We start from the raw sequence: 23,246 nt of genomic DNA, 5'->3' as shown, positions 1-23,246 counted from the left end.
TCTGTCGATATACGCAGGACTAAGAGTGCCATGCTGGCTCGCGGCGGTCCGCATCGGCCGGTCCACCGGCGCTCGCCCCGTCCGTCCCGGCCCCGGCGGTCAGCCTGATCCGCGCCCGCGGCCCCACCACCACGGCCCACTGCGCGGGCGCGGACTTCAGCCAGCGGCGCACCTGTTCGCCGAAGACCGGGACCTCGCGGGCCAGCTGCGTCAGCCGCCGGTCGAAGCAGGCCGCCCCCTCCGCGGTGCGCGCCATCAGCAGGCCGGTGCGGTGCACGAGGTCGCGCGTGCGCGCCTCGGTGCGCTCGCCGGCCCCCGCGGCGACGGCCCGCAGCAGGGCGTCGAGGACGGTGACGTCGCGCTCGTACGGCCCGTACTGCTCGCGCTCCAGCAGCACCTCCAGCAGCTCCTGGCGCAGGGGCCGGGACAGCGCGGTGCCGGGGGCCGCCAGGACGGGGGCGAGGGCCCGGCGCACCTGCGCGGGGCGGCTGCTCAGCAGGTGCACGACCAGCGGGAAGAGCACGGACCGGGCGGCGGGGCCCTCCTCCAGCCGCCGGTCGACGAAGGCCGCGGCGTGGACGGCGCCCTCGGGGCGGTGCTCGATGTGCTCCTGGACGAGCGCGGCGGCCCGGCGGGCCAGGGCGGGGGCGGTGACCCCGGCGAGGGCGCGCAGCACCAGGGCCGGGCCGTCGCCCGGCTCGTACAGCCGCGCCCGGAAGATCGCGAAGACGGGCTCGGGGTGGGTGGTCAGGGCGGCCGCCAGGGCCTCGGCGGGCAGGTGCGGATCACCGGCGGCGAAGCGGACGATGGCCTGCGGGAGATATTTCGCGCGGGTCTCGGTGTCCCGGACGAGGAGGGCGAGCGCGGTGCCGTGCAGGGCGCCCTCGGCGGGGCGGGCGAGGAGGGCGAGCGCGGAGTAGCGCAGCAGCTCACGGTCGGCGTCGATGGTGACGTGGGGCGCGGTCCGCAGGGCGTATGCGGCGGCGGCCACGTGCCGCTCCAGGCGGTCGTCGTGGGCCCAGCGGTCGACGGCCCGGCAGAGCGCGGACGGCTCGTCCTCGGCGAGGGCGTTGAGGAGCTCGTCGGCGCGCGGGTGCCCGGCCTCCACCAGGGCCTCGGCGAGGTCGTCGACGGCGCGGTGGCGGTGGGTGTGGAGCAGCACCTGGGCGGCGGTGGAGACGGTGAGGCGGGCGCTGTCGGGGTAGGGCGCGGCCTGGAGGGGGCGCTCGTCGGTGAACCAGCGGCAGATGAGGGTCTGTGCCGCGCAGGGGTCCTCGGCGAGGACGGTGGCGACGGCGGGCAGGAAGCGGTCGCTCTGGGGCGCGTGGGCGCCCTGGTGCGGGGCGAGCTGCGAGTGGACGTGCGGGGCGGCCCCGGGCGGCGGGCCGTCGGCGGGGAGCAGCAGGCGCAGCAGGTCGAGGCGGTCGGCGAGGCCGAGCGGCAGCCGGAGCCAGAACCAGGGGCCGAACTCGGCGAGCCCGCCCAGCGCCCGGCTCGCGTCGCTGTCGAAGCCGCCGAGGTCGACGGCGCGGGCGGTGATCCGCTCGGCGAGCAGCCGCAGCGCGCCGAGATAGGGGGCGGCGTCGGGGACGCGGAGCAGCGTCTCGCCGAGCAGGTGCGCGGCCCACCAGGCGGGGTCGGGAAGGGCGGGGGCCGGTGCGTCGGTGACGGCGGCGGTCTGCCCGAGGGCGGAGCGCCCGGCCGGGGAGAGCGCCTCCACGGCGTGGACCAGGGCGCAGAGGCGCTCGGCCAGGGCGGCGGGGCCGGAGCGCCGGGCGAGCAGGAGCAGCGACTGGAGCACGGGGCCGATGCGGTGCCGGGGCACGGGCAGGGGTTTCGGTTTCTCCTGCTCGGCCGCACCGCGCTTGGTGCGGCGGCGGCCCGCGCCGGTGCGGGGCGGCCGTTTGGAACCGGGGGGCGGCGGGACGTGGCCCTCGGGGGCGGCCCCGGTGCCCGGCCGGGACGGAAGCCTCTCCTCCGCCTCCAGGCCCGCGCTCTCGTGCTCGTACCACCGGTGGACCAGCGCGTGCAGGGCCGCGTCGAGGTCGAGGTGCGCGCCCTGGAGCCAGTCGGCGAACTCCTCGTGCGCGAAGCGGTAGCCGCTGCCGGCGGGGACGAGAAGGCCCTCGGTGAGCACGGCGGAGGCCCAGCCGTTGCGCCAGGGGAAGAGCTCCTCGAACGCCTCGCGCTCCAGCTCCCCCTGGCCGGGCCCGAGGCAGCGCCGGGCCGCCTCGTGCACCTGCCCGGCGACCCGGGCGGCGAGCCGGCGCACCGTCGTGCCGCGCAGCGGTGGCCTGCGGTCGGCGGAGAGCCGTACGGCGATGCGCAGGCAGGTCAGGTCGAGGAAGGCGGAGAAGATGTCCCAGCGGTCGGGCGGCCGGGCGCCCTCGTCCTCCCCGGACGCGGCCGCGTCCGGGAGCGCGGCACGGACCTCCGCGAGCAGCCGGAGGGCCAGCGGGTGGGCGGCGTCCGCCTGCTGGATGGCCTCCTCGGGGACGCCGTAGACGGCCCTGGCCTCGGCGGCCTGCCGGGGGGTGAGGTCGGTGAGGCGGACGCAGGGCGGCAGGCCCCGGGGGGCGGGGGCGTCGTCCGGCACGTAGAGGGCCGACGGCGGGAAGAGGGCGCCCGCCGTCTCCCAGTGCTCGGGGCGGCAGGCGACGATGATCCGCGCCGACACCTCCCCCAGCCACTCCGCGGTGGCGGCCGTCCAGGCGGGCAGCCCGTGGGCGAGGACCGGGGGGAGCTCCTCGGGCCCGTCGAGGACGATCAGCAGCGGGCGCCCCACGCGGTGCGCGAGCGCGGCGACGGCCTCCGGGGTGGCCTCGGCCGGATCCCCCACCGTGCCGGCCGTGCCCGCCGAGGCGGTGACGATCCGCGCGGCGGCCTCCAGGGCACGCGCGACGGCGTCCCGTACGCTCTCGTCGCCGTCGCGCAGGTCGGCGCCGCGGATCCAGATCGTGGGCGCGGGTTCCGAGCCGAGGGCCCGCCGGGAGGCGAGCGCGCCGAGCTCGGTCGTACGGCCGGTGCCCGGCCCGCCGACGAGCCCCAGGACCAGGGGCCCGAGCGGCGGGCGGGTCTCCGGTTCCGCTTCCGGCCCGGAAGCGGCGTCCGCTTCGGTGCCGGCTTCCGGGTCACCGGGCGGGGGCGCGGGCTCGGCCGCGTCGGTTCCGCACGGGAGGCCGCCTTCCGGGGCGTCCGCGCCGCCCGCGGGATCCGGCCCGCCGTCCGCGTCGGTGAACGGCGCGCGCGGGACCGCCAGGAAGCGCTCGAACTCCCTGGCGATCTCCGGCCGGGGAACGGGGTCGCGCCAGGCGCGCGCGGTGGTGACCTGCCCGAGGGAGGTGGCCGTGAGCTGGAGGGCGCCGGCGAGATTGAGGTCGGGGCCGTAGGCCGGGACGGTGGCGGCGTTGCGCTCCAGGAGGGCCGCCAGCGGGCCGTCCGGGGTGGCACCGGCGGCGGCCCGGAGCGGGATCGCGAATCCGCCCGACCGGCGCTCGGCGTGCAGCGCGGTACCGAGGACGGCGGCCACCGTTCCCGTACGGGCGTCGATGACGGGTCCGCCGGTGGCCTCCTCGCCGAGGCGCAGGCCGTCGCGCTCGCCGAGGGACAGCTCGACGGCGGCGTCCAGCAGGTGGAAGCGGTCGGTGGCGGTGTACGTCACCAGCGCCTCGCCGACGATCCGCGCGGTCTGCCAGCGGCCCGCGCGCAGCCGCACCTCCGTGCCGTCCTCGATCCACTCGGCCGCGGCGATGGGCAGCGGCCGCACGCCGAGCCCCTCGGTCCGTACGAGCGCGAGGTCGCAGCCGGGCAGCTGGGTCACGGCGTCCGCGCCGACCAGGCAGGTGCGGTCGCCCGGCGCGAGCAGGACGAGGCGCGCGAGCCCGTCGACCGCCTCATGGCTGGTGATCATCGTGCCGCGGTCGTCCGCGAGGAACCCCGTGCCGCGCGGTCGCCCGGCGAGGTCTCTGATGCGCACCAGGTACTCGTCCGCATCGGTCCGCCGACCGTTCATCCGTCGAACCTCCCCGCCGTGCACTTACGTCGACGGTAGGCAGCGGATGATCGGCAGGACAGATCGCACCCGGAACGCGCCCCCTTCCACCCCCTCGGTTCACTCCGAGCGCCTGCCCAATGGGGTGAATCCTCGGCATGCGGCGGATGGGGAGCGAGGAGAAGGGCATCGTTGGGACGGGGCGCGTGCTTGCGCGCCCCGTCCCACGATCGTGCCGGAGCCCGGGCCCCGGCGCCGTGGTGAGGCCGTCCGGCCTCAGCCGAAGACGGCCAGGCTCTTGGCCTTGCCGCCCTGGCTCTCGACCAGGACGAGGAAGCGGCCGTCCGGCCCGAAGACCGCGACCGCGCCGGTGCGCTCGAAGAGCGGCATCTTGATCCGCACGCCGTTGCCGAGCAGGCGCGCCTGCTCCTCATTGACGTCCCAGCGCTGGAAGGCCGCGGCGGCCGCCTCGGCGACCGGCATGACGTCCAGCTTCTCCTGGATCTGCTCCAGCGTCCGGGCCTCGCCCAGGCCGTACGGGCCGACCCTGGTGCGCCGCAGCGCGGTCAGGTGGCCGCCGACGCCCGTGTCCGCGCCCAGGTCGCGGGCGAGGGCCCGGACATAGGTGCCGGAGGAGCACACGACGGAGACCAGCAGGTCCTGCACCGGGGTGCCGTCCTCCGCCTCGGCCGGGTGCACGGCGTGCACCGCGAAGGAGGAGACCGTCACCGGGCGGGCGGGGATCTCGAAGTCCTCGCCCTCGCGGGCCCGGGCGTAGGACCGCTTGCCGTCTATCTTGATCGCGCTGACCTTCGACGGGACCTGCATGATGGCGCCCGTCAGCTTGGCCACGCCCGCGTCGATCGCCTCGCGGGTGACCCCGGAGGCGTCGGTGGACGAGGTGATCTCGCCCTCCGCGTCGTCCGTCACGGTGTTCTGCCCGAGGCGGATCGTCGCGACGTACTCCTTCTCGGTCAGCGCGAGGTGGCCGAGCAGCTTGGTCGCCCGCTCGATGCCGAGGACGAGCACGCCCGTCGCCATCGGGTCGAGCGTCCCCGCGTGGCCGACGCGCCGCGTCCGCGCGATGCCGCGCATCTTGGCGACCACGTCGTGCGAGGTGAAGCCGGCCGGTTTGTCGACAATGATCAGACCGTCCGGCGGAGCCGGTGCCTTCTGCTTCATTCGGACGCCGCGTCCTCGTCCTCGTCCTCACCGGGCTTGCGGTACGGGTCCGCGTCGCCGGCGTACGTCTTGCCGGAGGAGACCTCACGGACCTCCGCGTCCTTGGCCTTGGCCTTGGCGAGCAGGTCGTCGATCGTCCGGGCGTTGTCGGGCAGGGCGTCCGCCACGAAGGTCAGGGTCGGGGTGAAGCGCACCCCGGTCTCCCGGCCCACGGTGGAGCGCAGGATGCCCTTGGCGCTCTCCAGGGCGGCCGCGGAGGCGGCGCGCTCCTCGTCGTCGCCGTAGACCGTGTAGAAAACGGTCGCCTCGCGGAGGTCGCCGGTGACCCGGGTGTCCGTGATGGTCACATAGCCGAGCCGCGGGTCCTTGATCCGGCGCTGGAGCGTCTCCGCGACAATCTCCCGGATACGGTCGGCCAGCTTGCGCGCCCGCGCGTTGTCGGTCATGCGCCTACTTCTTTCTTCTTCGGTTCAGTCATCAGTCGTCGTCGCCGTGGATCCGCCGTCTGACCGACAGCAGTTCCACCTCCGGCCGCCCGGCGACAAGCCGCTCGCAGCGGTCCAGTACATCCGTGAGGTGCCCCGGGTCCCCGGAGACCACCGCGAGCCCTATCCGGGCCCTGCGGTGGAGGTCCTGGTCACCGACCTCCGCCGCACTGACCGCGAACTTGCGGGTCAGCTCGGCGACGATCGGGCGGACGACGGAGCGCTTCTCCTTCAGCGACCGGACGTCGCCGAGGAGCAGGTCGAAGGACAGTGTCCCTACATACATGCGTGACGGGTGAGGCCCACCCGGGAGGCGTGAGGCATGAGCTGTTGTGTACGAGCTCCTAGAACCGTACATGCAACGGCCGGGGCCGATCGACGGGAATTTCTCCCGCCGACCGGCCCCGTCCCGCGCGCCGCGCGGCCACCATCCCTGGTGGACGCGCGACCCGCGGCAGTCGCTACGCGGATCAGCCGCGCGGCTTCTCGCGCATCTCGTACGTCGCGATGACGTCGTCGATCTTGATGTCGTTGAAGTTTCCGAGGTTGATACCGCCCTCGAAGCCCTCGCGGATCTCGGTGACGTCGTCCTTGAAACGACGCAGACCGACGATGTTGAGCTCCTCCGCGATGACCTTGCCGTCGCGGATGAGTCGCGCCTTGGTGTTGCGCTTGACCTCGCCGGAGCGGATGAGAACACCCGCGATGTTGCCCAGCTTGGACGAGCGGAAGATCTCGCGGATCTCCGCCGTACCCAGCTCGACCTCTTCGTACTCCGGCTTCAGCATGCCCTTCAGGGCCGCCTCGATCTCCTCGATCGCCTGGTAGATGACCGAGTAGTAACGGACGTCGACGCCCTCGCGCTCGGCCATCTGCGTGGCACGGCCCTCGGCGCGGACGTTGAAGCCGATGACGATGGCGTCGGAGCCGGTCGCCAGGTTGATGTCGGACTCGGTGACCGCACCGACACCGCGGTGCAGGATCCGGATCTCGACCTCTTCGCCGACGTCGAGCTGGAGCAGCGAGGACTCGAGAGCCTCCACCGAACCGGACGCGTCGCCCTTGATGATGATGTTGAGGTCCTGCACCAGACCGGCCTTGAGCACCTTGTCGAGGTCCTCGAGGGACACCCGGCGGGTGCGCTTGGCGAAGGCGGCGTTGCGCTCACGCGCGGCGCGCTTCTCGGCGATCTGGCGAGCCGTGCGGTCCTCGTCGACGACGAGGAAGTTGTCGCCGGCGCCCGGGACATTGGTCAGACCGAGGACGAGGACGGGGGTCGACGGACCCGCTTCCTCGACGTTCTGGCCCTTGTCGTCGAGCATCGCGCGGACACGGCCGTAGGCGTCACCGGCGACCATCGTGTCACCGACGCGGAGGGTACCGCGCTGGACGAGCACGGTGGCCACGGCGCCGCGGCCACGGTCGAGGTGGGCCTCGATGGCGATACCCTGCGCGTCCTGCTCCGCGTTGGCGCGCAGGTCGAGCGAGGCGTCCGCGGTGAGGACCACGGCCTCCAGCAGGCTGTCGATGTTCAGGCCCTGCTTGGCGGAGATGTCGACGAACATGGTGTCGCCGCCGTACTCCTCGGCCACCAGACCGAACTCGGTGAGCTGACCGCGCACCTTGGTCGGGTCGGCACCCTCGACGTCGATCTTGTTGACCGCGACCACGATCGGCACGTCGGCCGCCTTGGCGTGGTTCAGCGCCTCGATCGTCTGCGGCATCACACCGTCGTTCGCCGCCACCACGAGGATCGCGATGTCGGTGGACTTCGCACCACGGGCACGCATGGCGGTGAACGCCTCGTGACCCGGGGTGTCGATGAAGGTGATCGCGCGCTCTTCGCCGTTGACCTCGGTGGCGACCTGGTACGCACCGATGTGCTGCGTGATACCGCCGGCCTCGCCCGCGACGACATTCGTCTTGCGGATGGCGTCCAGCAGTCGGGTCTTACCGTGGTCGACGTGACCCATGACGGTCACGACCGGCGGACGGGAGACGAGCATCTCCTCGCCGCCCTCGTCCTCACCGAACTCGATGGAGAACGACTCGAGCAGTTCGCGGTCCTCCTCCTCGGGGCTGACGATCTGAACGGTGTAGTTCATCTCGTCGCCGAGGAGCGTCAGCGTCTCGTCGGAGACCGACTGGGTGGCCGTGACCATCTCGCCGAGGTTCATCATCACGGCGACGAGCGACGCCGGGTTGGCGCCGATCTTCTCCGCGAAGTCGGTGAGGGAGGCACCGCGGGACAGGCGAATGGTCTCGCCGCCACCGCGCGGCAGCATCACGCCGCCGACGGACGGGGCCTGCATGGCCTCGTACTCCTGGCGCCTCTGCCGCTTCGACTTGCGGCCACGGCGCGCCGGACCGCCGGGACGGCCGAAGGCACCCTGCGTGCCGCCACGGGCACCCGGGCCGCCGGGACGGCCGCCGAAGCCGGGACGGCCGCCGAAGCCGCCGCCACCGCCACCGGGGCCACCGCCACCGGGACGACCGGCGAAGCCGCCGCCGCCACCGGGACGACCGCCGCCACCGGGACCGGCCGGACGGCCGGCGAAGCCGCCGCCACCCGGACGACCGGCACCGCCGGGACGACCGGCGCCGCCGCCGGGACCGCGACCGCCGCCGCCGGGGCCCGGACGCGGACCCGCGGCCGGACGCTGCGGCATCATGCCGGGGTTCGGACGGTTGCCCGCGGGGGCGCCACCGGGACGCGGAGCGCCACCGGGACCGCCCTGCGGACGGGGCATGCCGCCCGGGGTCGGACGGGCGCCGCCCTGACCCTGCGGACGCGGGGCGCCACCGGGGCCGCCCTGCGGACGCGGGGCACCCGGACCGGGGCGCTCGCCGCCGGGACGCGGGGCGCCACCGGGACGGGGGGCCTGCGGACGGGCCATGCCGGTGGAGCCACCGGAGGTGAAGGGGTTGTTGCCCGGACGGGGACCGGCCGGACGGGCGCCACCGGGGCGCGGGGCACCCTGGCCGCCGGGGCGCGGGGCGCGCTCGGGACGACCGCCGTCACGCTGACCGCCGTCACGACCGGCGGGCGCCGGACGGGCCGGGCGCGGGCCGGGGGTGGCGCCGGGGCGCGGACCGGAGGGGGCCTGCTGGGCCGGGGCCGGGGCGGAGAACTCCGCGGCCGGGACCGGGGTGACAGGGGCAGGCTTGGCCGGAGCCGCCGGAGCGGGCTTCGGGCCGGGGCGCGGACCGGGGGTCGGCGCGCCGCCTGCGGGCTTGGGGGTGGAGGGGGTCTCCGCGGCCGGCTTGGGGGCCGGGGCAGCGGGACGGGGCGCGCCCGGAGTGGGGGCACCCGGCTTCGCGGGCGCGGCCTTGCGCGGCGCCGCGGGCTTCGCAGCGGACTTGGCGTTGCCGCCAGGACCCTGCAATGCGTCAGTCAACTTGCGGACGACCGGCGCCTCGATAGTCGAGGACGCCGAACGGACGAATTCACCAAGTTCTTGGAGCTTGGCCATGACGACCTTGCTCTCTACTCCGAACTCCTTGGCGAGTTCGTATACCCGGACCTTAGCCACTTCGCTCCTTCTAGGTCCGGGGTGTCCACCGGACCGTCGCTACTTCATGGGCGTACTCATCGCGTACTCATCGAGTGCTCATCGCAATCTCGACCTACTTCCAACTCGCGAGGTACCTGACCGCACGGTTTCCCGTGCCGTTCTTCTTACGGTGTTGCCTGTCGGTGCTGCCCTTACTCATCGATCCGCTCGATGAATCGGCGCAGTTCCGTCACGTCGAGCGGGCCCTGGGCCTTGAAGGCCCGGGGGAACGCCCTGCGGCGGACCGCCAGGTCGAGACAGACCAGTGTGGGGTGCACGGAGGCACCCCGGCCGGGCAGCGTACCGCGAGGGTCGGGGACGCAGGCGCCCTCGATCATCACGATCCGCAGCAGATCGCCCTTGGCCGCTCGCTCCCGGCATCCCACACAGGTTCGCTCAGGGCATGCGCGGGCATGCGTCCGGCCAGACACTGATTAAGTCTACCTCCCCGCGCCGACCTCACCCCTGGGGGGCCGTGATCGGGCACGAATACGTTTCGGCCACCCTGCGCGGCCGTCTTCCGGGGCCCGCCGCGGCGGGCCCCGAAGTCTTGTCGCCGGCGCCCAGGGGCGCCGGCCTCATGAGGATCAGTCCTGGTCGGACTGCTCCGTGTCGGGCCGGATGTCGATGCGCCAGCCGGTGAGGCGGGCGGCGAGGCGGGCGTTCTGCCCCTCCTTGCCGATGGCGAGCGACAGCTGGTAGTCCGGCACGGTCACCCGGGCGGAGCGCGCGCCGAGGTCCACGACCTCGACCTTGCTCACCCGTGCGGGGGACAGCGCGTGGGCGACGAGCTCGGCCGGGTCGTCCGACCAGTCGACGATGTCGATCTTCTCGCCGTGCAGCTCGGCCATGACCGCGCGGACGCGGCCGCCCATCGGGCCGATGCAGGCGCCCTTGGCGTTCAGCCCGGAGCGGGTCGAGCGCACCGCGATCTTGGTGCGGTGGCCGGCCTCGCGGGCGATGGCCGCGATCTCCACCGAACCGTCGGCGATCTCCGGCACCTCCATGGCGAACAGCTTCTTCACCAGGCTGGGGTGGGTGCGCGAGAGCGTCACGGACGGGCCGCGGACACCCTTCGCCACCCGGACGACGTACGTCCGCAGGCGGGTGCCGTGCTTGTACTCCTCGCCGGGGACCTGCTCCTGCACCGGCAGGATGGCCTCCAGCTTGCCGATGTCGACCAGGACGTTCTTCGGGTCCTTGCCCTGCTGGACGATGCCCGCGACGACGTCGCCCTCACGGCCCGCGAACTCACCGAAAGTGATCTCGTCCTCGGCGTCGCGCAGACGCTGGAGGATGACCTGCTTGGCGGTGGTCGCGGCGATCCGGCCGAAGCCGGACGGGGTGTCGTCGAACTCGCGGGGCTCCTCGCCCTCCTCCAGGTCCTGCGGGTCCTCCTTGGCCCAGACCGTCACATGGCCGGTGGACCGGTCCAGCTCCACACGGGCGCGGCGGCGGCTTCCCTCGGTGCGGTGGTACGCGATGAGGAGGGCCGACTCGATCGCCTCGACCAGCAGGTCGAAGGAGATCTCCTTCTCTCGCACCAGACCCCGCAGGGCACTCATGTCGATGTCCACGGCTACGCCTCCTCTTGGCTCTCGTCGGTTTCGTCTTCGGCCTTGGCGGCCTTGTCGTCGGACTTGCGGTTGAACTCGATCTCGACGCGGGCCTTGGCGATCTCACCGAAGGCGATCCGGCGGGCGGTGGGCTTGCGGCCCTTCACCCCGGGAACCTCCAGGTCCAGGCCCGCATCGTCCACCGCGACGATACGGGCGACGAGCTCGCCGCCCTCCGTCAGCTGCGCCTTCATCAGGCGGCCGGTGGCACGCACATAGTGACGGTGCTCGGTCAGGGGACGGTCGGCGCCGGGAGAGGTGACCTCCAGGACGTACGGGGTCCCGCCCATGGCGTCCGTCTCGTCGAGCTTCTCGGAGACCGCGCGGCTGACATCGGCGCACTCGTCCAGCTCGACGCCCGCGTCGGAATCCACCACGACGCGCAGCACGCGGCGCTTGCCGGCGGTGGTCACCTCGACCTCTTCCAGATCCAGCTCTCGCGCGCTGACGAGAGGGGCCAGCAGCTCGCGCAGCCTCTCGCTCTGGGTGGTGCTCATCCGGGTGACTCCTCGGCCGCGTGTGCTGTTGTGGGAAAGTCGCGTGTCAGGTCAAAGCCTATCTGTTCCGGCAGCCGACTGACGATTCGGTCCCCGCTCCCCGGCCTCGCGCCCGCGCGCGGGTACGCTCGCGGGCGGTGATCATGGCGGGACCTGGCGGACACACAGAAAGTAGGGGCTCGTGGCGCTCACGACGACGACGCGGGGCGCTGCCGGTCCGCGCAGACGCGGGGTACTGGCGGGCGGCGCGGCCCTGCTGACCGGCGGCGCCTCGACGCTGCTGACCGGCTGCTCGGACACGACCGGGGGCAGCGACGAGCGGACGTCCGCGGCGAACCGGCTGCGGGCCGCCGCGGGCCGGGACTCGGCGGAGCTGCTGGCGCGGTACGACGCGACGATCGGCGCGCACGAAGCGCTCGCGCCCCGGCTGCTGCCGCTGCGGGCCGAAGTCGCCCGGCACGCCGAGGCGTTCGGAACCTCCGCGTCCGCCTCGCCGTCACCCTCCGCTTCCGCTCCCCCGGAGGTTCCCGGGGACGAGAAGGAGGCCCTGGCCGACCTCGCCGAGGCCGAGCGCCGCGCGCTGGACGCCCGTACGGCCGCGCTCGTCGGCGCGCCGCCCGCGCTCGCCCGGCTCCTCGCGTCCGTCGCGGCGGCGGGCGCCGGTCACGTCTTCCTGCTCGGAGGCGGCTCATGACGCGGTCGCCGTCCGCCACGGCGCGGACCCGGACCCTGGACGCGGCCCAGGCCGCCCTCGCCGCCGAGCACGCGGCGGTGTACGGCTACGGGGTGGTCGGAGCGCGCGTCGACGAACCGCACGCCGCGCTGGCCCGCGAGGCGTACGACGCGCACCGCGTACGGCGCGACGCGATGAGCCGGGCCGTACGGGACCTGGGCGGCACGCCCGAGGCGGCGGCCGCGGGGTACGCGCTGCCGTTCGCGGTGTCCGACGCGGCGGCCGCGGTGCGGCTGGGCGCGGAGCTGGAGAGCCGGGTCGCGGACGTCTACGCCGATCTCGTACGGGACGCCACGGGCGCCCTCCGCCGGGACGCGGCCGCCGCGCTGCGGGAGGCGGCGGTGCGGGCGGTGCGCTGGCGCGGGGGGAGCGTAGCCTTCCCTGGGCTCGTCGAGCGGGCCTCCCCCAGCGGTTCGCCGGACCGCACCTGACCAGCGAAGACGAAAAGGACAGCCCAGGGATGACCCACGCGAACAACCGCCTCGAACCGCCGGAGCGGCTGGTGCGGACCCTGAGCTTCGAGCCGGCGGACAGCCCTGCCCGCCGGTGGCTGGCCGCCCTGCCCGAGACCGCCCAGGAGTGGCTGCGACGCTGGGAATTGACACTCGATCGGGTACAGGAGCCCGGCGGGCGCACCAGCCTGGTCCTCCTTGTCCGCCGGTCCGACGGCACGCCCGCGGCCCTCAAACTGACCCCGCCCGACGGCACGGCGGCACTGGAGCACGCGGCGCTCACCCGGTGGGACGGCCGGCACGCGGTGCGGCCGCTGCGGGTGGACCCGGACGGCGGGGCGCTTTTGCTGGAACGGCTGCACGGTGACATCAGCCTGCGCTCGCTCGCGGAGCCGAAGGCTCAGCTGGAGGCCGCGGCGGTGCTCCAGCGGCTGTGGGTGCCGGCGGGTGACGGCCATCCGTTCGCCGGCGTCGCCGAGCACACGGCGGCTCTCGCGGCGCGTCTCCGGGAGCACCGGGAGCAGCCGTGGGCGGCCGACGCGCGGGCACTCGCCGACGAGGCACTGGAGCTCCGGGACGCGCTGACGACGGATTCCGCGGAGGAACCGGTGCTGCTGCACGGGGAGTTCCACCAGGGCAATGTGCTGGCCGGCGACCGGTCACCGTGGCTGGCCATCGGCCCGCGGCCGCTGGTGGGCGAGCGGGCGTACGACCTGGCGTGGCTGATCGGCGATCGCGTGGACACGCTGCTGGCCTCACCGGGGGCCGCGGCGGCCGCGCGGCGGCGGGTGTCGAAACTTTCGGATTCGCTGGATGTCGATGGGGAGCGGGTGCGGGGGTGGGCGGTTTTCCGCGCGGTGTCGTCGGGGGTGGCCGAGCTTTCCTTCGGGCGGCGGTCGCGGGGTGAACTCCTGCTGGAGTTCGGGGGGTTGCTGTAGGGGAATGCGGGCCGATTGCGCCTGCGGCGGGCTTTCCCCCCCTGCCCACCCCTTCCCGACTGCGTCTGACGTGCGGCTCCGCCGCGTGGGGGGCAAGCCCCCGGACCCCCGCACCACGCTTCGCGCGTTGTCCTCAAACGCCGGACGGGCCGGTTGCGCGGACCGTAGCCAGCACAACCAGCCCGTTGGGGGCACCCCCGGACGGAGTCTGCGGGAGGTAGCTGGGGGAGTTCGAGGACGCGGCCGCAGGCCGCTCCCGCCGCGGGCCCCCTCGGCCAAAGGTCAAACCCCCGTCAGCCGAGCCACCGCCTCCTCCACCGGCAGCTCCTCGCGAGCCCCCGTCCGCCGATCCTTGAGCTCGACGACCCCCGCGGAAGCCCCCCGCCCCACCACCAGAATCGTCGGCACCCCGATCAGCTCCGCGTCCGTGAACTTCACGCCCGGGGACACCCCGGCCCGGTCGTCGAGCAGGACGCGCACCCCCGCCTCGGCCAGCCGCTCGGCCAGTGAGGACGCCAGCTCCGTCTGCGCCGCCTTGCCCGCCGCGACCACGTGCACGTCCGCCGGGGCGATCTCGCGCGGCCAGCACAGGCCCGCCTCGTCGTGGGTCTGTTCGGCGAGCGCGGCCACCGCGCGGGAGACGCCGATGCCGTACGAGCCCATGGTGACCCGGACCGGCTTGCCCTGCTGTCCGAGGACGTCGAGGCCGAACGTGTCGGCGTACTTCCTGCCGAGCTGGAAGATGTGCCCGATCTCGATCGCCCGGCCGATCTCCAGGCCCGCGCCGCACCGGGGGCAGGGGTCGCCCTCGCGGACCACGACGACGTCGAGGTACCGGTCGGGCTTGAAGTCCCGTCCGCAGACCACGTTCCGGGCGTGCGTGTCCGGCTTGTTGGCGCCGGTGATCCACGCCGTGCCGGGCGCCACGCGGGGGTCGGCGATATAGCGCACCGTCAGTCCCTGCGGGCCGACGTAGCCGCGTACGAGGTCGGGCCGGTCCGTGAAGTCCTCGGCCGTCACCAACTCCACGACGGCGGGCGCCAGGTGCTCCCCCAGCTTGCCGAGGTCCACCTCGCGGTCGCCGGGCACGCCGATGGCGGTGATCTCACCGTCGATCTTGACGAGGAGGTTCTTGAGGGTGGCCGAGGCGGGCACGCCGAGGTGGTCGGCGAGGGCCTCGATGGTGGGGGTGTCCGGGGTGTCCAGCTCCTCGACGGGGCCGTGCCCGGCCTCTTCGGCGGGCTCGATCCGTACGGTCACCGCCTCGGTGTTGGCGGAGTAGTCGCACTGCGGGCAGTCCACGAAGGTGTCCTCACCGGCCGCGGCGGGGGCGAGGAACTCCTCCGACGCCGAGCCGCCCATGGCACCCGAGACGGCGGAGACCACGCGGTGGTCCAGGCCGAGCCGGGTGAAGATCCGGATGTACGCCTCGCGGTGCAGGCGGTAGGACTCGGCGAGGCCCTCGTCGGTGGTGTCGAAGGAGTACGAGTCCTTCATCTGGAATTCGCGGCCGCGGAGCACGCCCGAGCGGGGCCGCGCCTCGTCGCGGTACTTCGTCTGGATCTGATAGAGGATCACCGGCAGGTCCTTGTAGGACGTGCACTGGTCCTTGACCGTGAGTGTGAAGATCTCTTCGTGGGTGGGGCCGAGGAGATATTCGGCGCCCTTGCGGTCCTTCAGCCGGAAGAGCAGGTCGCCGTACTCCTCCCAGCGCCCGCTCGCCTCGTAGGGCTCCCTGGGCAGCAGCGCCGGCAGCAGGACCTCCTGGCCGCCGATGGCGTCCATCTCCTCCCGGACCACCCGGGAGACGTTGTCCAGCACCTTCTTGCCGAGCGGGAGCCACGTCCAGATCCCCGCGGCGGAGCGGCGGACGTAACCGGCGCGGACCAGCAGCTTGTGGCTGGCGGTCTCCGCGTCGGCCGGATCGTCGCGCAGTGTCTTGAGCATCGTCGTGGACATGCGCTGGACGTGGGCCATCGTGGTCTCCTGCGTGCGTAGTGGACTGGCAGGAGGTTAGCCGCAGGCGATGACGGCACAGAAACGGGTTTCGCGTGCTCAGCCCCGCAGGGGCAGGGGCGCGCCCATCACCGCATAGGGGCTCGGGGCGCTGGGGAAGACGACCTGCCGCGCGAGGTCGCGGTAGCCGAGGCTGCGGTAGAGGGCGCGGGCCGGGCTCTCGGTGTCGATGGCGGAGAGGATGCTGCGGGGCTCGGCCGCGGTCGCGGTGATGGCGGTGATGAGGGCGCGCCCGATGCCGTGCTTCTGGTAGTCCGGGTGGACGTGCAGCTCGGTGATGACGAAGGCGTCGTCGAGCCAGCCGTCGGAGCCGGTGTTCCGCAGATACGGTTCGACGACGCTGGACCACCAGTGGCCGCGGCTGTTCGGCATGCCGTAGACGAAGCCGACGAGCCGCCCCTCCGGCGTCGTCGCCCCGAGGGCGCGGGCGCCGGGACAGCCGAGGTGCCGGAGCACGATGTGGCGGCGTACGCCCACTTCTTCCTCGGTGAGCCCGAAGGCCAGCGCCTGTACGCCCAGCGCGTCGTCGACGCGCGCGGCGAGGTCGAGCGGCCCGACCGCAATGTCATCCATGCGGGGAGGCTACCTCTCCCGCGGGGCGGGGCGGCCGGATCGGGCCTGGGTTCCGGCTGGTCTTGTGCGCCGGCCCGCGGGCCGCACCGTCCGCACCGCCGCCGCGCGACGGGTCCTCGAACGCCGGACGGGCTGAACGCGCGCCGCACGCCGACCGGAACCGTCAGAACAGCACGCTCATGAACGCGCCGACTTCCTCGAAGCCCACGCGCCGGTAAGCGGCCCGGGCCGCGGTGTTGTAGTCGTTGACATAGAGGCTGACCACGGGCGACACCTCGGTCAGCGCGTACCTGAGCACCGCCGCCATCCCGGTCTCGGACAGGCCGCGGCCGCGGTGTTCGGGAGCGACCCAGACGCCCTGGATCTGGCAGGCGTGGGCGGTGGCGGCGCCGATCTCCGCCTTGAAGACGACCCGGCCGTTCTCGATCCGGGCGAAGGAGCGCCCCGAGCCGACGAGCTCGGCGACGCGCGCCTGGTAGAGCAGCCCGCCGTCGCCCGCCAGCGGCGAGATCCCGACCTCCTCGGTGAACATGGCCACGCACGCGGGCATGATCACGTCCATCTCGTCCTTGCGGATACGGCGGACGAGCGGGTCGGGGGCGATGTCCGCGGGCATGGACCGGGTCTGCATCAGCGGCTGGTGGGCGCGGACCTCGCGGGCCGGGCCCCAGTGGGCTTCGAGGAGCGACCACAGCTCGGCGGTGGCGTCGGCGGGGCCGACGATGGAGGAACAGCGGCGGCCCGCGCGACGGGCGCGTTCGGCGAAGGCCCGCACGGCTTCGGGCCCCGCGCAGACGGGGACGAGGTTGGCGCCGGCGTAGCAGAGGGATTCGAGACGGCCGCCCGCGTACCAGCCCCACATCTCGCCGCCGAGCCGCCAGGGGTCGAGCCCGGCGACCTGGACACGGGCGGTGACGAAGGCGTTGGCGACGGGATCCCGGTCGAGGACGGCGAGCGCGTCGTCGAGTTCGCCGGGCTCCAGGACCTTGGTGGTGGTCGTCGTCAACACGTGTCGGAATGCCTCACCGTCGCGGGCCGGAGGCCATGGGAACAGGTCTTGGAACTGTACCTCTCTGGTACCCCTTACACCTCCCCTGCCTGCCCTTCGCCGTTCGAGGACCACCCGGGACGCGCTGTGCCCCGCTCCGGGGAGCGGGGCACGGTGCGACGACGGGCGGGGCGGGCTCAGCCGCTGACGCTGATCTCGGGCTCGCCGGAGGCGACGCCGTCCTGGCGCATCTGCTCGGCGATCTTGAGGGCTTCCTCGATGAGGGTCTCCACGATCTTGGACTCGGGGACGGTCTTGATGACCTCGCCCTTGACGAAGATCTGGCCCTTGCCGTTGCCGGAGGCGACGCCCAGGTCGGCCTCGCGGGCCTCGCCGGGGCCGTTGACGACGCAGCCCATGACGGCGACGCGCAGCGGGACCTCCATGCCCTCCAGGCCGGCGGTCACCTCTTCGGCCAGCTTGTAGACGTCGACCTGGGCGCGGCCGCAGGACGGGCAGGAGACGATCTCCAGGCGGCGCTGGCGCAGGCCGAGCGACTCCAGGATCTGCATGCCGACCTTGATCTCCTCGGCCGGCGGGGCGGAGAGGGAGACGCGGATGGTGTCGCCGATGCCCTCGGAGAGCAGGGCGCCGAAGGCCACGGCGGACTTGATGGTGCCCTGGAAGGCGGGACCCGCCTCGGTGACGCCGAGGTGGAGGGGGTAGTCGCACTGGGCGGCCAGCTGCCGGTAGGCGTTGACCATGACGACCGGGTCGTTGTGCTTGACCGAGATCTTGATGTCGCGGAAGCCGTGCTCCTCGAAGAGGGACGCCTCCCACAGGGCGGACTCGACCAGCGCCTCGGGGGTGGCCTTGCCGTACTTCGCGAGCAGGCGGGCGTCCAGGGAGCCGGCGTTGACGCCGATGCGGATCGGGGTGCCGGCGTCGCCGGCGGCCTTGGCGATCTCCTTGACCTTGTCGTCGAACTGCTTGATGTTGCCGGGGTTGACCCGCACGGCGGCGCAGCCCGCGTCGATCGCGGCGAAGACGTACTTCGGCTGGAAGTGGATGTCGGCGATCACGGGGATCTGCGACTTCTTGGCGATGACGGCCAGCGCGTCGGCGTCGTCCTGGGTCGGGCAGGCCACGCGCACGATCTGGCAGCCGGACGCGGTGAGCTCCGCGATCTGCTGGAGCGTGGCACCGATGTCCGAGGTCCTGGTCGTCGTCATCGACTGCACCGAGACGGGTGCGTCGCCTCCGACGGCCACGGAACCGACCTGGATCTTGCGGCTGACCCTGCGGTCGGCGAGCTTGATCGGAACGGAAGGCATTCCAAGCGAAATCGCTGTCATCTGGCGAGCAACCCCAAGGTGTGAATCAAGGTCCCGAGATCGGCGGGCTCCGGTCTTCGAGGTTACGGCAAGGCCGGACGGGCTGGAAAACGCGGGCTCGCGCAATCCCGCCCGCCCGGCCATGCCGCGCGGGTCCGTGGGCTAGGTGAGGCGGACGGGGTTCACCACGTCCGCGATCAGCACCAGCAGCGTGAAGCAGACGAAGATCCCGGCCACCACATAGGCCACCGGCATCAGCTTCGCGACGTCGAAGGGGCCGGGGTCGGGGCGGCGGAAGACCCGGGCGAAGGCCCTGCGCAGGGACTCCCACAGCGCTCCGGCGATATGCCCGCCGTCCAGCGGCAACAGCGGCAGCATGTTGAAGAGGAACAGCGAGAGATTGAAGCCCGCGACCAGGAAGAGCATGGTCGCGACCTGCTGCGACGGCGGGATGTCGAGGTTGAAGACCTCGCCGCCGACACGGGCCGCGCCCACCACGCCCATGGGCGAGTCCGCCTTGCGCTCGCCGCCGTCGAAGGCCGCGTTCCACAGGTCCGGGATCTTGCCGGGCAGGGCGATCAGCGACTCGACGCCGGACTGGACCATGTCGCCCATCCGGTCGACGGACTGGCCGAAGGACTGCGGTACGACACCGGTCGCGGGCGTGAAGCCGAGGAAGCCCGCCGTGACGTACTGCCCCTTGACGGGGCTGCCCTTGCCGTCGTACTTCTGGACCTGGTTGGAGATCAGGTCGGCGTTCAGGGTCTTTCGCGCCCCGTCCCGCACGACGGTGATCGTGGCCGGTCCGGTGGTCTTGCGGATCTCGGCCTGGAGCGTGGCCCAGTCGTCGGTGCGGTGCCCGTTGAACGCGACGATCTTGTCGCGCGGCTGGAGGCCGGCGGCCTTGGCCGGGGAGTCCTTGGCGCCCTTGGGGCAGGCGTCGGTCTTGTCCGTCGCCTTGACCACGCAGGCCGAGACGGTGGAGACCTGGGTGGTCTGGGTGTTGATGCCGAAGGACATCATCACGCCGAGGAAGATCGCGACCGCCAGCACGAGGTTCATGAAGGGGCCCGCGAACATCACGATCACGCGCTTCCACGGCTTGCGCGTATAGAACAGCCGCGTCTCGTCGCCCGGCTGGAGCTCCTCGAAGGCGGCCGAGCGGGCGTCCTCGATCATGCCCCGCCAGGGCGAGGTGGAGCGGGCGCTGATCTTCCCGTCCGCGCCGGGCGGGAACATGCCGATCATGCGGATGTAGCCGCCGAGCGGCACGGCCTTGATGCCGTACTCGGTGTCGCCCTTCTTCCGCGAGAAGATCGTCGGCCCGAAGCCGACCATGTACTGCGGCACCCGGATGCCGAAGATCTTCGCGGTGGAGAGGTGTCCCAGTTCGTGCCAGGCGATCGAGAAGAGCAGGCCCACCACGAAGACGACTATCCCGAGGACCGTCATCAGGGTTGTCATGCGCGGGCCTCCGAGGTCGTGTGCGCGGTACGGGCCGCCGGGCCCGTACGCGCTGCCAGTTCACGGGCCCGGGCGCGGGCCCAGGTCTCCGCTTGCAGGACGTCCGGGACGGTGAGGCGAGTTCCCGCGGCGGGTGTGCCGTGTTCCGCCACCACCTCGGCGACGGTATCGACAATGCCATTGAACGGCAGCGCGCCGGAGAGGAACGCGTCGACGCACTCCTCATTGGCGGCGTTGAACACCGCGGGCGCGGTGCCGCCGAGGGTGCCGACGTGCCGGGCGAGGCCGACGGAGGGGAACGCCTCGTCGTCGAGCGGGAAGAATTCCCAGGTGGACGCCTTGGTCCAATCGAAGGCGGGGGCCGCGTCCGGGACCCGCTCGGGCCAGCCGAGGCCGATGGCGATGGGCCCGCGCATGTCCGGCGGGGTGGCCTGGGCGAGCGTGGAGCCGTCGGTGAATTCCACCATCGAGTGGACGTAGGACTGCGGGTGGACGACGACCTCGATGCGCTCGAAGGGGATGTCGTAGAGGAGGTGCGCCTCGATGACCTCCAGGCCCTTGTTGACCAGGGTCGCGGAGTTGATCGTGATCACCGGGCCCATGGACCAGGTGGGGTGGGCCAGGGCGTCCTTGGGGGTGACGGCGGTCAGCTCGGCCTTCGTGCGGCCCCGGAAGGGCCCGCCGGAGGCGGTGACGACCAGCTTGCGGACCTCGGCGCGGGTGCCGCCCAGCAGCGCCTGGAAGAGCGCGGCGTGCTCGGAGTCGACCGGGATGATCTGCCCCGGCTTGGCCAGCGCCTTGACCAGCGGGCCGCCGACGATCAGCGACTCCTTGTTGGCCAGGGCCAGCGTCCGGCCCGCTTCCAGGGCGGCGAGGGTCGGCGCGAGGCCGATGGAGCCGGTGATGCCGTTGAGCACGGTGTGGCACTCGCCGCGGGCGAGCTCGGTGGCCGCGTCGGGCCCCGCCAGGATCTCGGGCAGCCGCTCGGAGCCGTACCGCGCGGCCAGCGCCTCGCGCAGCGCGGGCACCTTGTCGGCCTGGGCGACGGCGACCCTACGGACCCGCAGCCGGTGCGCCTGCTCGGCGAGCAGCCCCACCCGGCCCCCGGCGGCGGAGAGGGCCGTCACCGTGAAGCGGCCGGGGTTGCGGAGCACGAGGTCGATGGCCTGGGTGCCGATCGAGCCGGTGGAACCGAGGATCACGATCTCGCGCGGTTCGCCCGCGGCGGTGGGGGCGGAGTAGCGCAGATGCGGGTCAGCGAGGGAGTCCGTCATGGACTCCATTGTTGCCTCTCCCGGCCGGAGGGCGGACAGGGATCCCCCCGCCCGCCGTCCGCGAGGTCATGTACCGGCCGGGAGCGGGTCAGCGGATGGGCCGGTGGACGTTCTCCGTCCGGGCCGGGCCCGGGGTGGCGTCGGCGATCCAGGGGCCGTCGCCGCTGGGGTCGACGATGCCGGCCTCCAGCCATTCGTAGGCACCCGACATGACCTGGGAGACGAGCTCGCGGTCGAGCTCGTCGGTGTTGGTCCACAGCCGGCCGAAGAGCTCCTCGACGCGGATCCTGGACTGGCGGCAGAAGACGTCGGCGAGCTCGTACGCCTCGCTCCCGTGGTCGCCCTCGGCACGCAGCCGCTCCGCGCGCACGCACGCGGCGCTCATGGCGAAGAGCTCCGCCCCGATGTCGACGACGCGGCCGAGGAAGCCCTGCTTGGTCTCCATCCGGCCCTGCCAGCGGGACATGGCGTAGAAGGTGGAGCGGGCGAGCTTGCGGGAGGAGCGCTCGACGTAGCGCAGGTGGGTGGCCAGGTCGCGGTGACCGGCCGGGTGGAACTCCGCGTAGGTGTGAGGCAGCTGTCCCGGCCCGGCGACGAGCTTGGGCAGCCAGCGGGCGTAGAAGCCGCCCGCGCGCGCCCCCGCGCGCGCCTTGTCGCCCAGCGACTTGTCCGGGTCGATGAGGTCGCCCGCCACCGAGAGGTGGGCGTCGACGGCCTCGCGGGCGATCAGCAGGTGCATGATCTCGGTGGAGCCCTCGAAGATCCGGTTGATGCGGGAGTCGCGCAGCATCTGCTCGGCGGGCACGGCGCGCTCGCCGCGGGCGGCGAGGGAGGCGGCGCTCTCGTAGCCGCGGCCGCCGCGGATCTGGACCAGCTCGTCGGCCATCAGCCAGGCCATCTCGCTGGCGTAGAGCTTGGCGAGCGCGGCCTCGATGCGGATGTCGTTGCGGTCCTCGTCGGCCATCTGGCCGGACAGGTCGAGGATGGCCTCCAGGGCGAAGGTCGTCGCGGCGATGAAGGAGATCTTCGCGCCGACGGCCTCGTGGCGGGCGATGGACTTGCCCCACTGCTCGCGCGCGGCCGACCACTCGCGGGCGATCTTCAGGGACCACTTGCCCGCGGAGACGCACATGGCCGGGATGGACAGCCGGCCGGTGTTGAGGGTGGTCAGGGCGATCTTCAGGCCCGCGCCCTCGGGGCCGATGCGGTTGGCGGCGGGCACCCGGACCTGGTGGAAGCGGGTGACGCCGTTCTCGATGCCGCGCAGGCCCATGAAGGCGTTGCGGCGCTCGACGGTCACGCCCTCCGCCGCCGCCTCGACCACGAAGGCGGTGATGCCGCCCTTGTGGCCCTCGCTCCTCGGCACCCGGGCCATCACCACCAGGAGGTCGGCGACGACGCCGTTGGTGGTCCACAGCTTGACGCCGTCCAGGACGTAGTCGTCGCCGTCGGGGACGGCCGAGGTCGCCAGCCGGGCCGGGTCGGAGCCGACGTCCGGCTCGGTGAGCAGGAAGGCGGTGATGTCCGTGCGGGCGCAGCGGGGCAGGAAGGCTTCCTTCTGCTCCTGGGTGCCGAAGAGCTTGAGCGGCTGCGGTACGCCGATGGACTGGTGCGCCGAGAGCAGCGCGCCGACGACGGGGCTGGCGGAGCCGACGAGGGCGAGGGCCTTGTTGTAGTAGACGGCGGTGAGGCCGAGGCCGCCGTACTTCGTGTCGATCTTCATCCCGAAGGCGCCGAGCTCCTTGAGCCCATTGACCGTCTCGTCCGGGATCCTCGCCTCGCGCTCGATGAGCGCGCCGTCGATGCGCGTCTCGCAGAAGTCGCGGAGCTTGGCGAGGAACTCCTCGCCGCGCCGCACGTCCTCCATGGCGGGCGTCGGGTGCGGGTGGATGAGATCGAGCCGGAAGCGTCCCAGGAACAGTTCCTTGGCGAAGCTGGGCTTCTTCCAGTCCTGTTCCCGGGCCGCTTCGGCGACCTGGCGTGCTTCGCGCTCGGAGACCGGTCGTACGGATGGTGCGGTCATGAGAGGCACCTCGCCGCTTCAGTCGGGGCCGTCCCGGTCGGCTACCGACCGGTGCTACTCGACCGTATGTACCCGTTCCGCGGGACGTCTACCAGACCTCGCGCAACGTTCCGGCCCCCGGCCCGG

18 protein-coding genes are annotated in these 23,246 nt (G+C 73.0%); 3 read left to right on the top strand and 15 right to left on the bottom strand.

Features of this window, described 5'->3' with window-relative positions:
* Positions 1-19: 19 nt before the first annotated feature.
* The 8 genes from ACH427_RS15250 to rimP all read right to left on the bottom strand — a co-directional run bounded on the left by ACH427_RS15250 (position 20) and on the right by rimP (position 11,325).
* Positions 20-4,012 (bottom strand): serine protease, encoded by a 3,993-nt coding sequence (locus ACH427_RS15250; RefSeq protein WP_398869911.1) that lies wholly within the window; start codon positions 4,010-4,012, stop codon positions 20-22.
* Between the two features lie 255 nt (positions 4,013-4,267).
* On the bottom strand, positions 4,268-5,173 hold the full coding sequence (gene truB, locus ACH427_RS15245) for a tRNA pseudouridine(55) synthase TruB (protein WP_398869910.1): 906 nt from the start codon (positions 5,171-5,173) through the stop codon (positions 4,268-4,270).
* Positions 5,170-5,619 carry a 30S ribosome-binding factor RbfA gene (rbfA, locus tag ACH427_RS15240; RefSeq protein WP_398869909.1) on the bottom strand — a complete coding sequence of 150 codons (450 nt, stop codon included), beginning with the start codon at positions 5,617-5,619 and terminating at the stop codon, positions 5,170-5,172. The genes truB and rbfA overlap by 4 nt, the downstream gene beginning before the upstream one ends.
* 31 nt (positions 5,620-5,650) lie before the next feature.
* Complete coding sequence (locus tag ACH427_RS15235; RefSeq protein ID WP_398869908.1) at positions 5,651-5,944, bottom strand: DUF503 domain-containing protein; 294 nt, start codon at positions 5,942-5,944, stop codon at positions 5,651-5,653.
* 184 nt (positions 5,945-6,128) lie between these two features.
* On the bottom strand, positions 6,129-9,191 hold the full coding sequence (infB, locus tag ACH427_RS15230; RefSeq protein WP_398869907.1) for a translation initiation factor IF-2: 3,063 nt from the start codon (positions 9,189-9,191) through the stop codon (positions 6,129-6,131).
* Between the two features lie 173 nt (positions 9,192-9,364).
* Entirely contained in the window at positions 9,365-9,643 is a 279-nt protein-coding gene (locus ACH427_RS15225; protein ID WP_390752716.1) for a YlxR family protein, read from the bottom strand.
* A gap of 156 nt (positions 9,644-9,799) precedes the next feature.
* The gene (nusA, locus tag ACH427_RS15220) at positions 9,800-10,789 is read right to left on the bottom strand and encodes a transcription termination factor NusA (RefSeq protein WP_361533448.1); all 990 of its coding nucleotides are present in this window, start codon (positions 10,787-10,789) and stop codon (positions 9,800-9,802) included.
* Positions 10,790-10,791: 2 nt separating this feature from the next.
* Complete coding sequence (gene rimP, locus ACH427_RS15215; RefSeq protein WP_398869906.1) at positions 10,792-11,325, bottom strand: ribosome maturation factor RimP; 534 nt, start codon at positions 11,323-11,325, stop codon at positions 10,792-10,794.
* Between the two features lie 181 nt (positions 11,326-11,506).
* On the opposite strand from rimP, the gene ACH427_RS15210 reads away from it, so the two are divergent.
* The 3 genes from ACH427_RS15210 to ACH427_RS15200 are packed head-to-tail and all read left to right on the top strand — an operon-like array spanning position 11,507 to position 13,448.
* Positions 11,507-12,019 (top strand): hypothetical protein, encoded by a 513-nt coding sequence (locus ACH427_RS15210; RefSeq protein ID WP_398869905.1) that lies wholly within the window; start codon positions 11,507-11,509, stop codon positions 12,017-12,019.
* Positions 12,016-12,489, top strand: a complete 474-nt coding sequence (locus ACH427_RS15205) for a ferritin-like domain-containing protein (RefSeq protein ID WP_398869904.1) — start codon at positions 12,016-12,018, stop codon at positions 12,487-12,489. Before ACH427_RS15210 ends, ACH427_RS15205 begins: the two co-directional genes overlap by 4 nt.
* A 29-nt stretch (positions 12,490-12,518) precedes the next feature.
* Positions 12,519-13,448, top strand: coding sequence for an aminoglycoside phosphotransferase family protein (locus tag ACH427_RS15200; protein ID WP_398869903.1), 930 nt, complete (start codon positions 12,519-12,521; stop codon positions 13,446-13,448).
* 282 nt (positions 13,449-13,730) lie between these two features.
* Here ACH427_RS15200 and ACH427_RS15195 read toward each other — a convergent pair whose 3' ends face one another.
* From ACH427_RS15195 to ACH427_RS15165, 7 genes are all read right to left on the bottom strand, one after another.
* Positions 13,731-15,425 carry a proline--tRNA ligase gene (locus ACH427_RS15195; protein WP_398869902.1) on the bottom strand — a complete coding sequence of 565 codons (1,695 nt, stop codon included), beginning with the start codon at positions 15,423-15,425 and terminating at the stop codon, positions 13,731-13,733.
* A 78-nt stretch (positions 15,426-15,503) separates the two neighbouring features.
* Positions 15,504-16,037 carry a GNAT family N-acetyltransferase gene (locus ACH427_RS15190; protein ID WP_398869901.1) on the bottom strand — a complete coding sequence of 178 codons (534 nt, stop codon included), beginning with the start codon at positions 16,035-16,037 and terminating at the stop codon, positions 15,504-15,506.
* Positions 16,038-16,200: 163 nt separating this feature from the next.
* The gene (locus tag ACH427_RS15185; RefSeq protein ID WP_398869900.1) at positions 16,201-17,046 is read right to left on the bottom strand and encodes a GNAT family N-acetyltransferase; all 846 of its coding nucleotides are present in this window, start codon (positions 17,044-17,046) and stop codon (positions 16,201-16,203) included.
* Between the two features lie 176 nt (positions 17,047-17,222).
* Complete coding sequence (ispG, locus tag ACH427_RS15180; RefSeq protein WP_366004958.1) at positions 17,223-18,380, bottom strand: flavodoxin-dependent (E)-4-hydroxy-3-methylbut-2-enyl-diphosphate synthase; 1,158 nt, start codon at positions 18,378-18,380, stop codon at positions 17,223-17,225.
* A 141-nt stretch (positions 18,381-18,521) separates the two neighbouring features.
* Positions 18,522-19,823: a M50 family metallopeptidase gene (locus tag ACH427_RS15175; RefSeq protein ID WP_398869899.1), complete on the bottom strand. Its 1,302-nt coding sequence runs from the start codon at positions 19,821-19,823 to the stop codon at positions 18,522-18,524.
* Complete coding sequence (gene dxr / locus ACH427_RS15170; RefSeq protein ID WP_398869898.1) at positions 19,820-21,097, bottom strand: 1-deoxy-D-xylulose-5-phosphate reductoisomerase; 1,278 nt, start codon at positions 21,095-21,097, stop codon at positions 19,820-19,822. The genes ACH427_RS15175 and dxr overlap by 4 nt, the downstream gene beginning before the upstream one ends.
* Positions 21,098-21,185: 88 nt before the next feature.
* Positions 21,186-23,120, bottom strand: a complete 1,935-nt coding sequence (locus ACH427_RS15165; RefSeq protein WP_398869897.1) for an acyl-CoA dehydrogenase family protein — start codon at positions 23,118-23,120, stop codon at positions 21,186-21,188.
* Positions 23,121-23,246: the final 126 nt, after the last annotated feature.

The organism is Streptomyces sp. NPDC020379 (assembly GCF_044387105.1).
Taxonomy (GTDB): Bacteria; Actinomycetota; Actinomycetes; order Streptomycetales; family Streptomycetaceae; genus Streptomyces.
Note: the sequence above shows the minus strand (reverse complement) of the source record. Positions and strands in the feature narration are given on the sequence as shown.

Bases quoted from the DNA above. Each gene is read 5' to 3' on its own strand.
- ACH427_RS15195 (WP_398869902.1), bottom strand. From the start codon at position 15,425: ATGGCCCACGTCCAGCGCATGTCCACGACGATGCTCAAGACACTGCGC.
- ACH427_RS15205 (WP_398869904.1), top strand. From the start codon at position 12,016: ATGACGCGGTCGCCGTCCGCCACGGCGCGGACCCGGACCCTGGACGCG.
- ACH427_RS15175 (WP_398869899.1), bottom strand. From the start codon at position 19,823: ATGACAACCCTGATGACGGTCCTCGGGATAGTCGTCTTCGTGGTGGGC.
- rbfA (WP_398869909.1), bottom strand. From the start codon at position 5,619: ATGACCGACAACGCGCGGGCGCGCAAGCTGGCCGACCGTATCCGGGAG.
- ACH427_RS15235 (WP_398869908.1), bottom strand. From the start codon at position 5,944: ATGTATGTAGGGACACTGTCCTTCGACCTGCTCCTCGGCGACGTCCGG.
- truB (WP_398869910.1), bottom strand. From the start codon at position 5,173: ATGAAGCAGAAGGCACCGGCTCCGCCGGACGGTCTGATCATTGTCGAC.
- ACH427_RS15200 (WP_398869903.1), top strand. From the start codon at position 12,519: ATGACCCACGCGAACAACCGCCTCGAACCGCCGGAGCGGCTGGTGCGG.
- ACH427_RS15250 (WP_398869911.1), bottom strand. From the start codon at position 4,012: ATGAACGGTCGGCGGACCGATGCGGACGAGTACCTGGTGCGCATCAGA.
- rimP (WP_398869906.1), bottom strand. From the start codon at position 11,325: ATGAGCACCACCCAGAGCGAGAGGCTGCGCGAGCTGCTGGCCCCTCTC.
- ACH427_RS15190 (WP_398869901.1), bottom strand. From the start codon at position 16,037: ATGGATGACATTGCGGTCGGGCCGCTCGACCTCGCCGCGCGCGTCGAC.
- dxr (WP_398869898.1), bottom strand. From the start codon at position 21,097: ATGACGGACTCCCTCGCTGACCCGCATCTGCGCTACTCCGCCCCCACC.
- ACH427_RS15165 (WP_398869897.1), bottom strand. From the start codon at position 23,120: ATGACCGCACCATCCGTACGACCGGTCTCCGAGCGCGAAGCACGCCAG.
- ispG (WP_366004958.1), bottom strand. From the start codon at position 18,380: ATGACAGCGATTTCGCTTGGAATGCCTTCCGTTCCGATCAAGCTCGCC.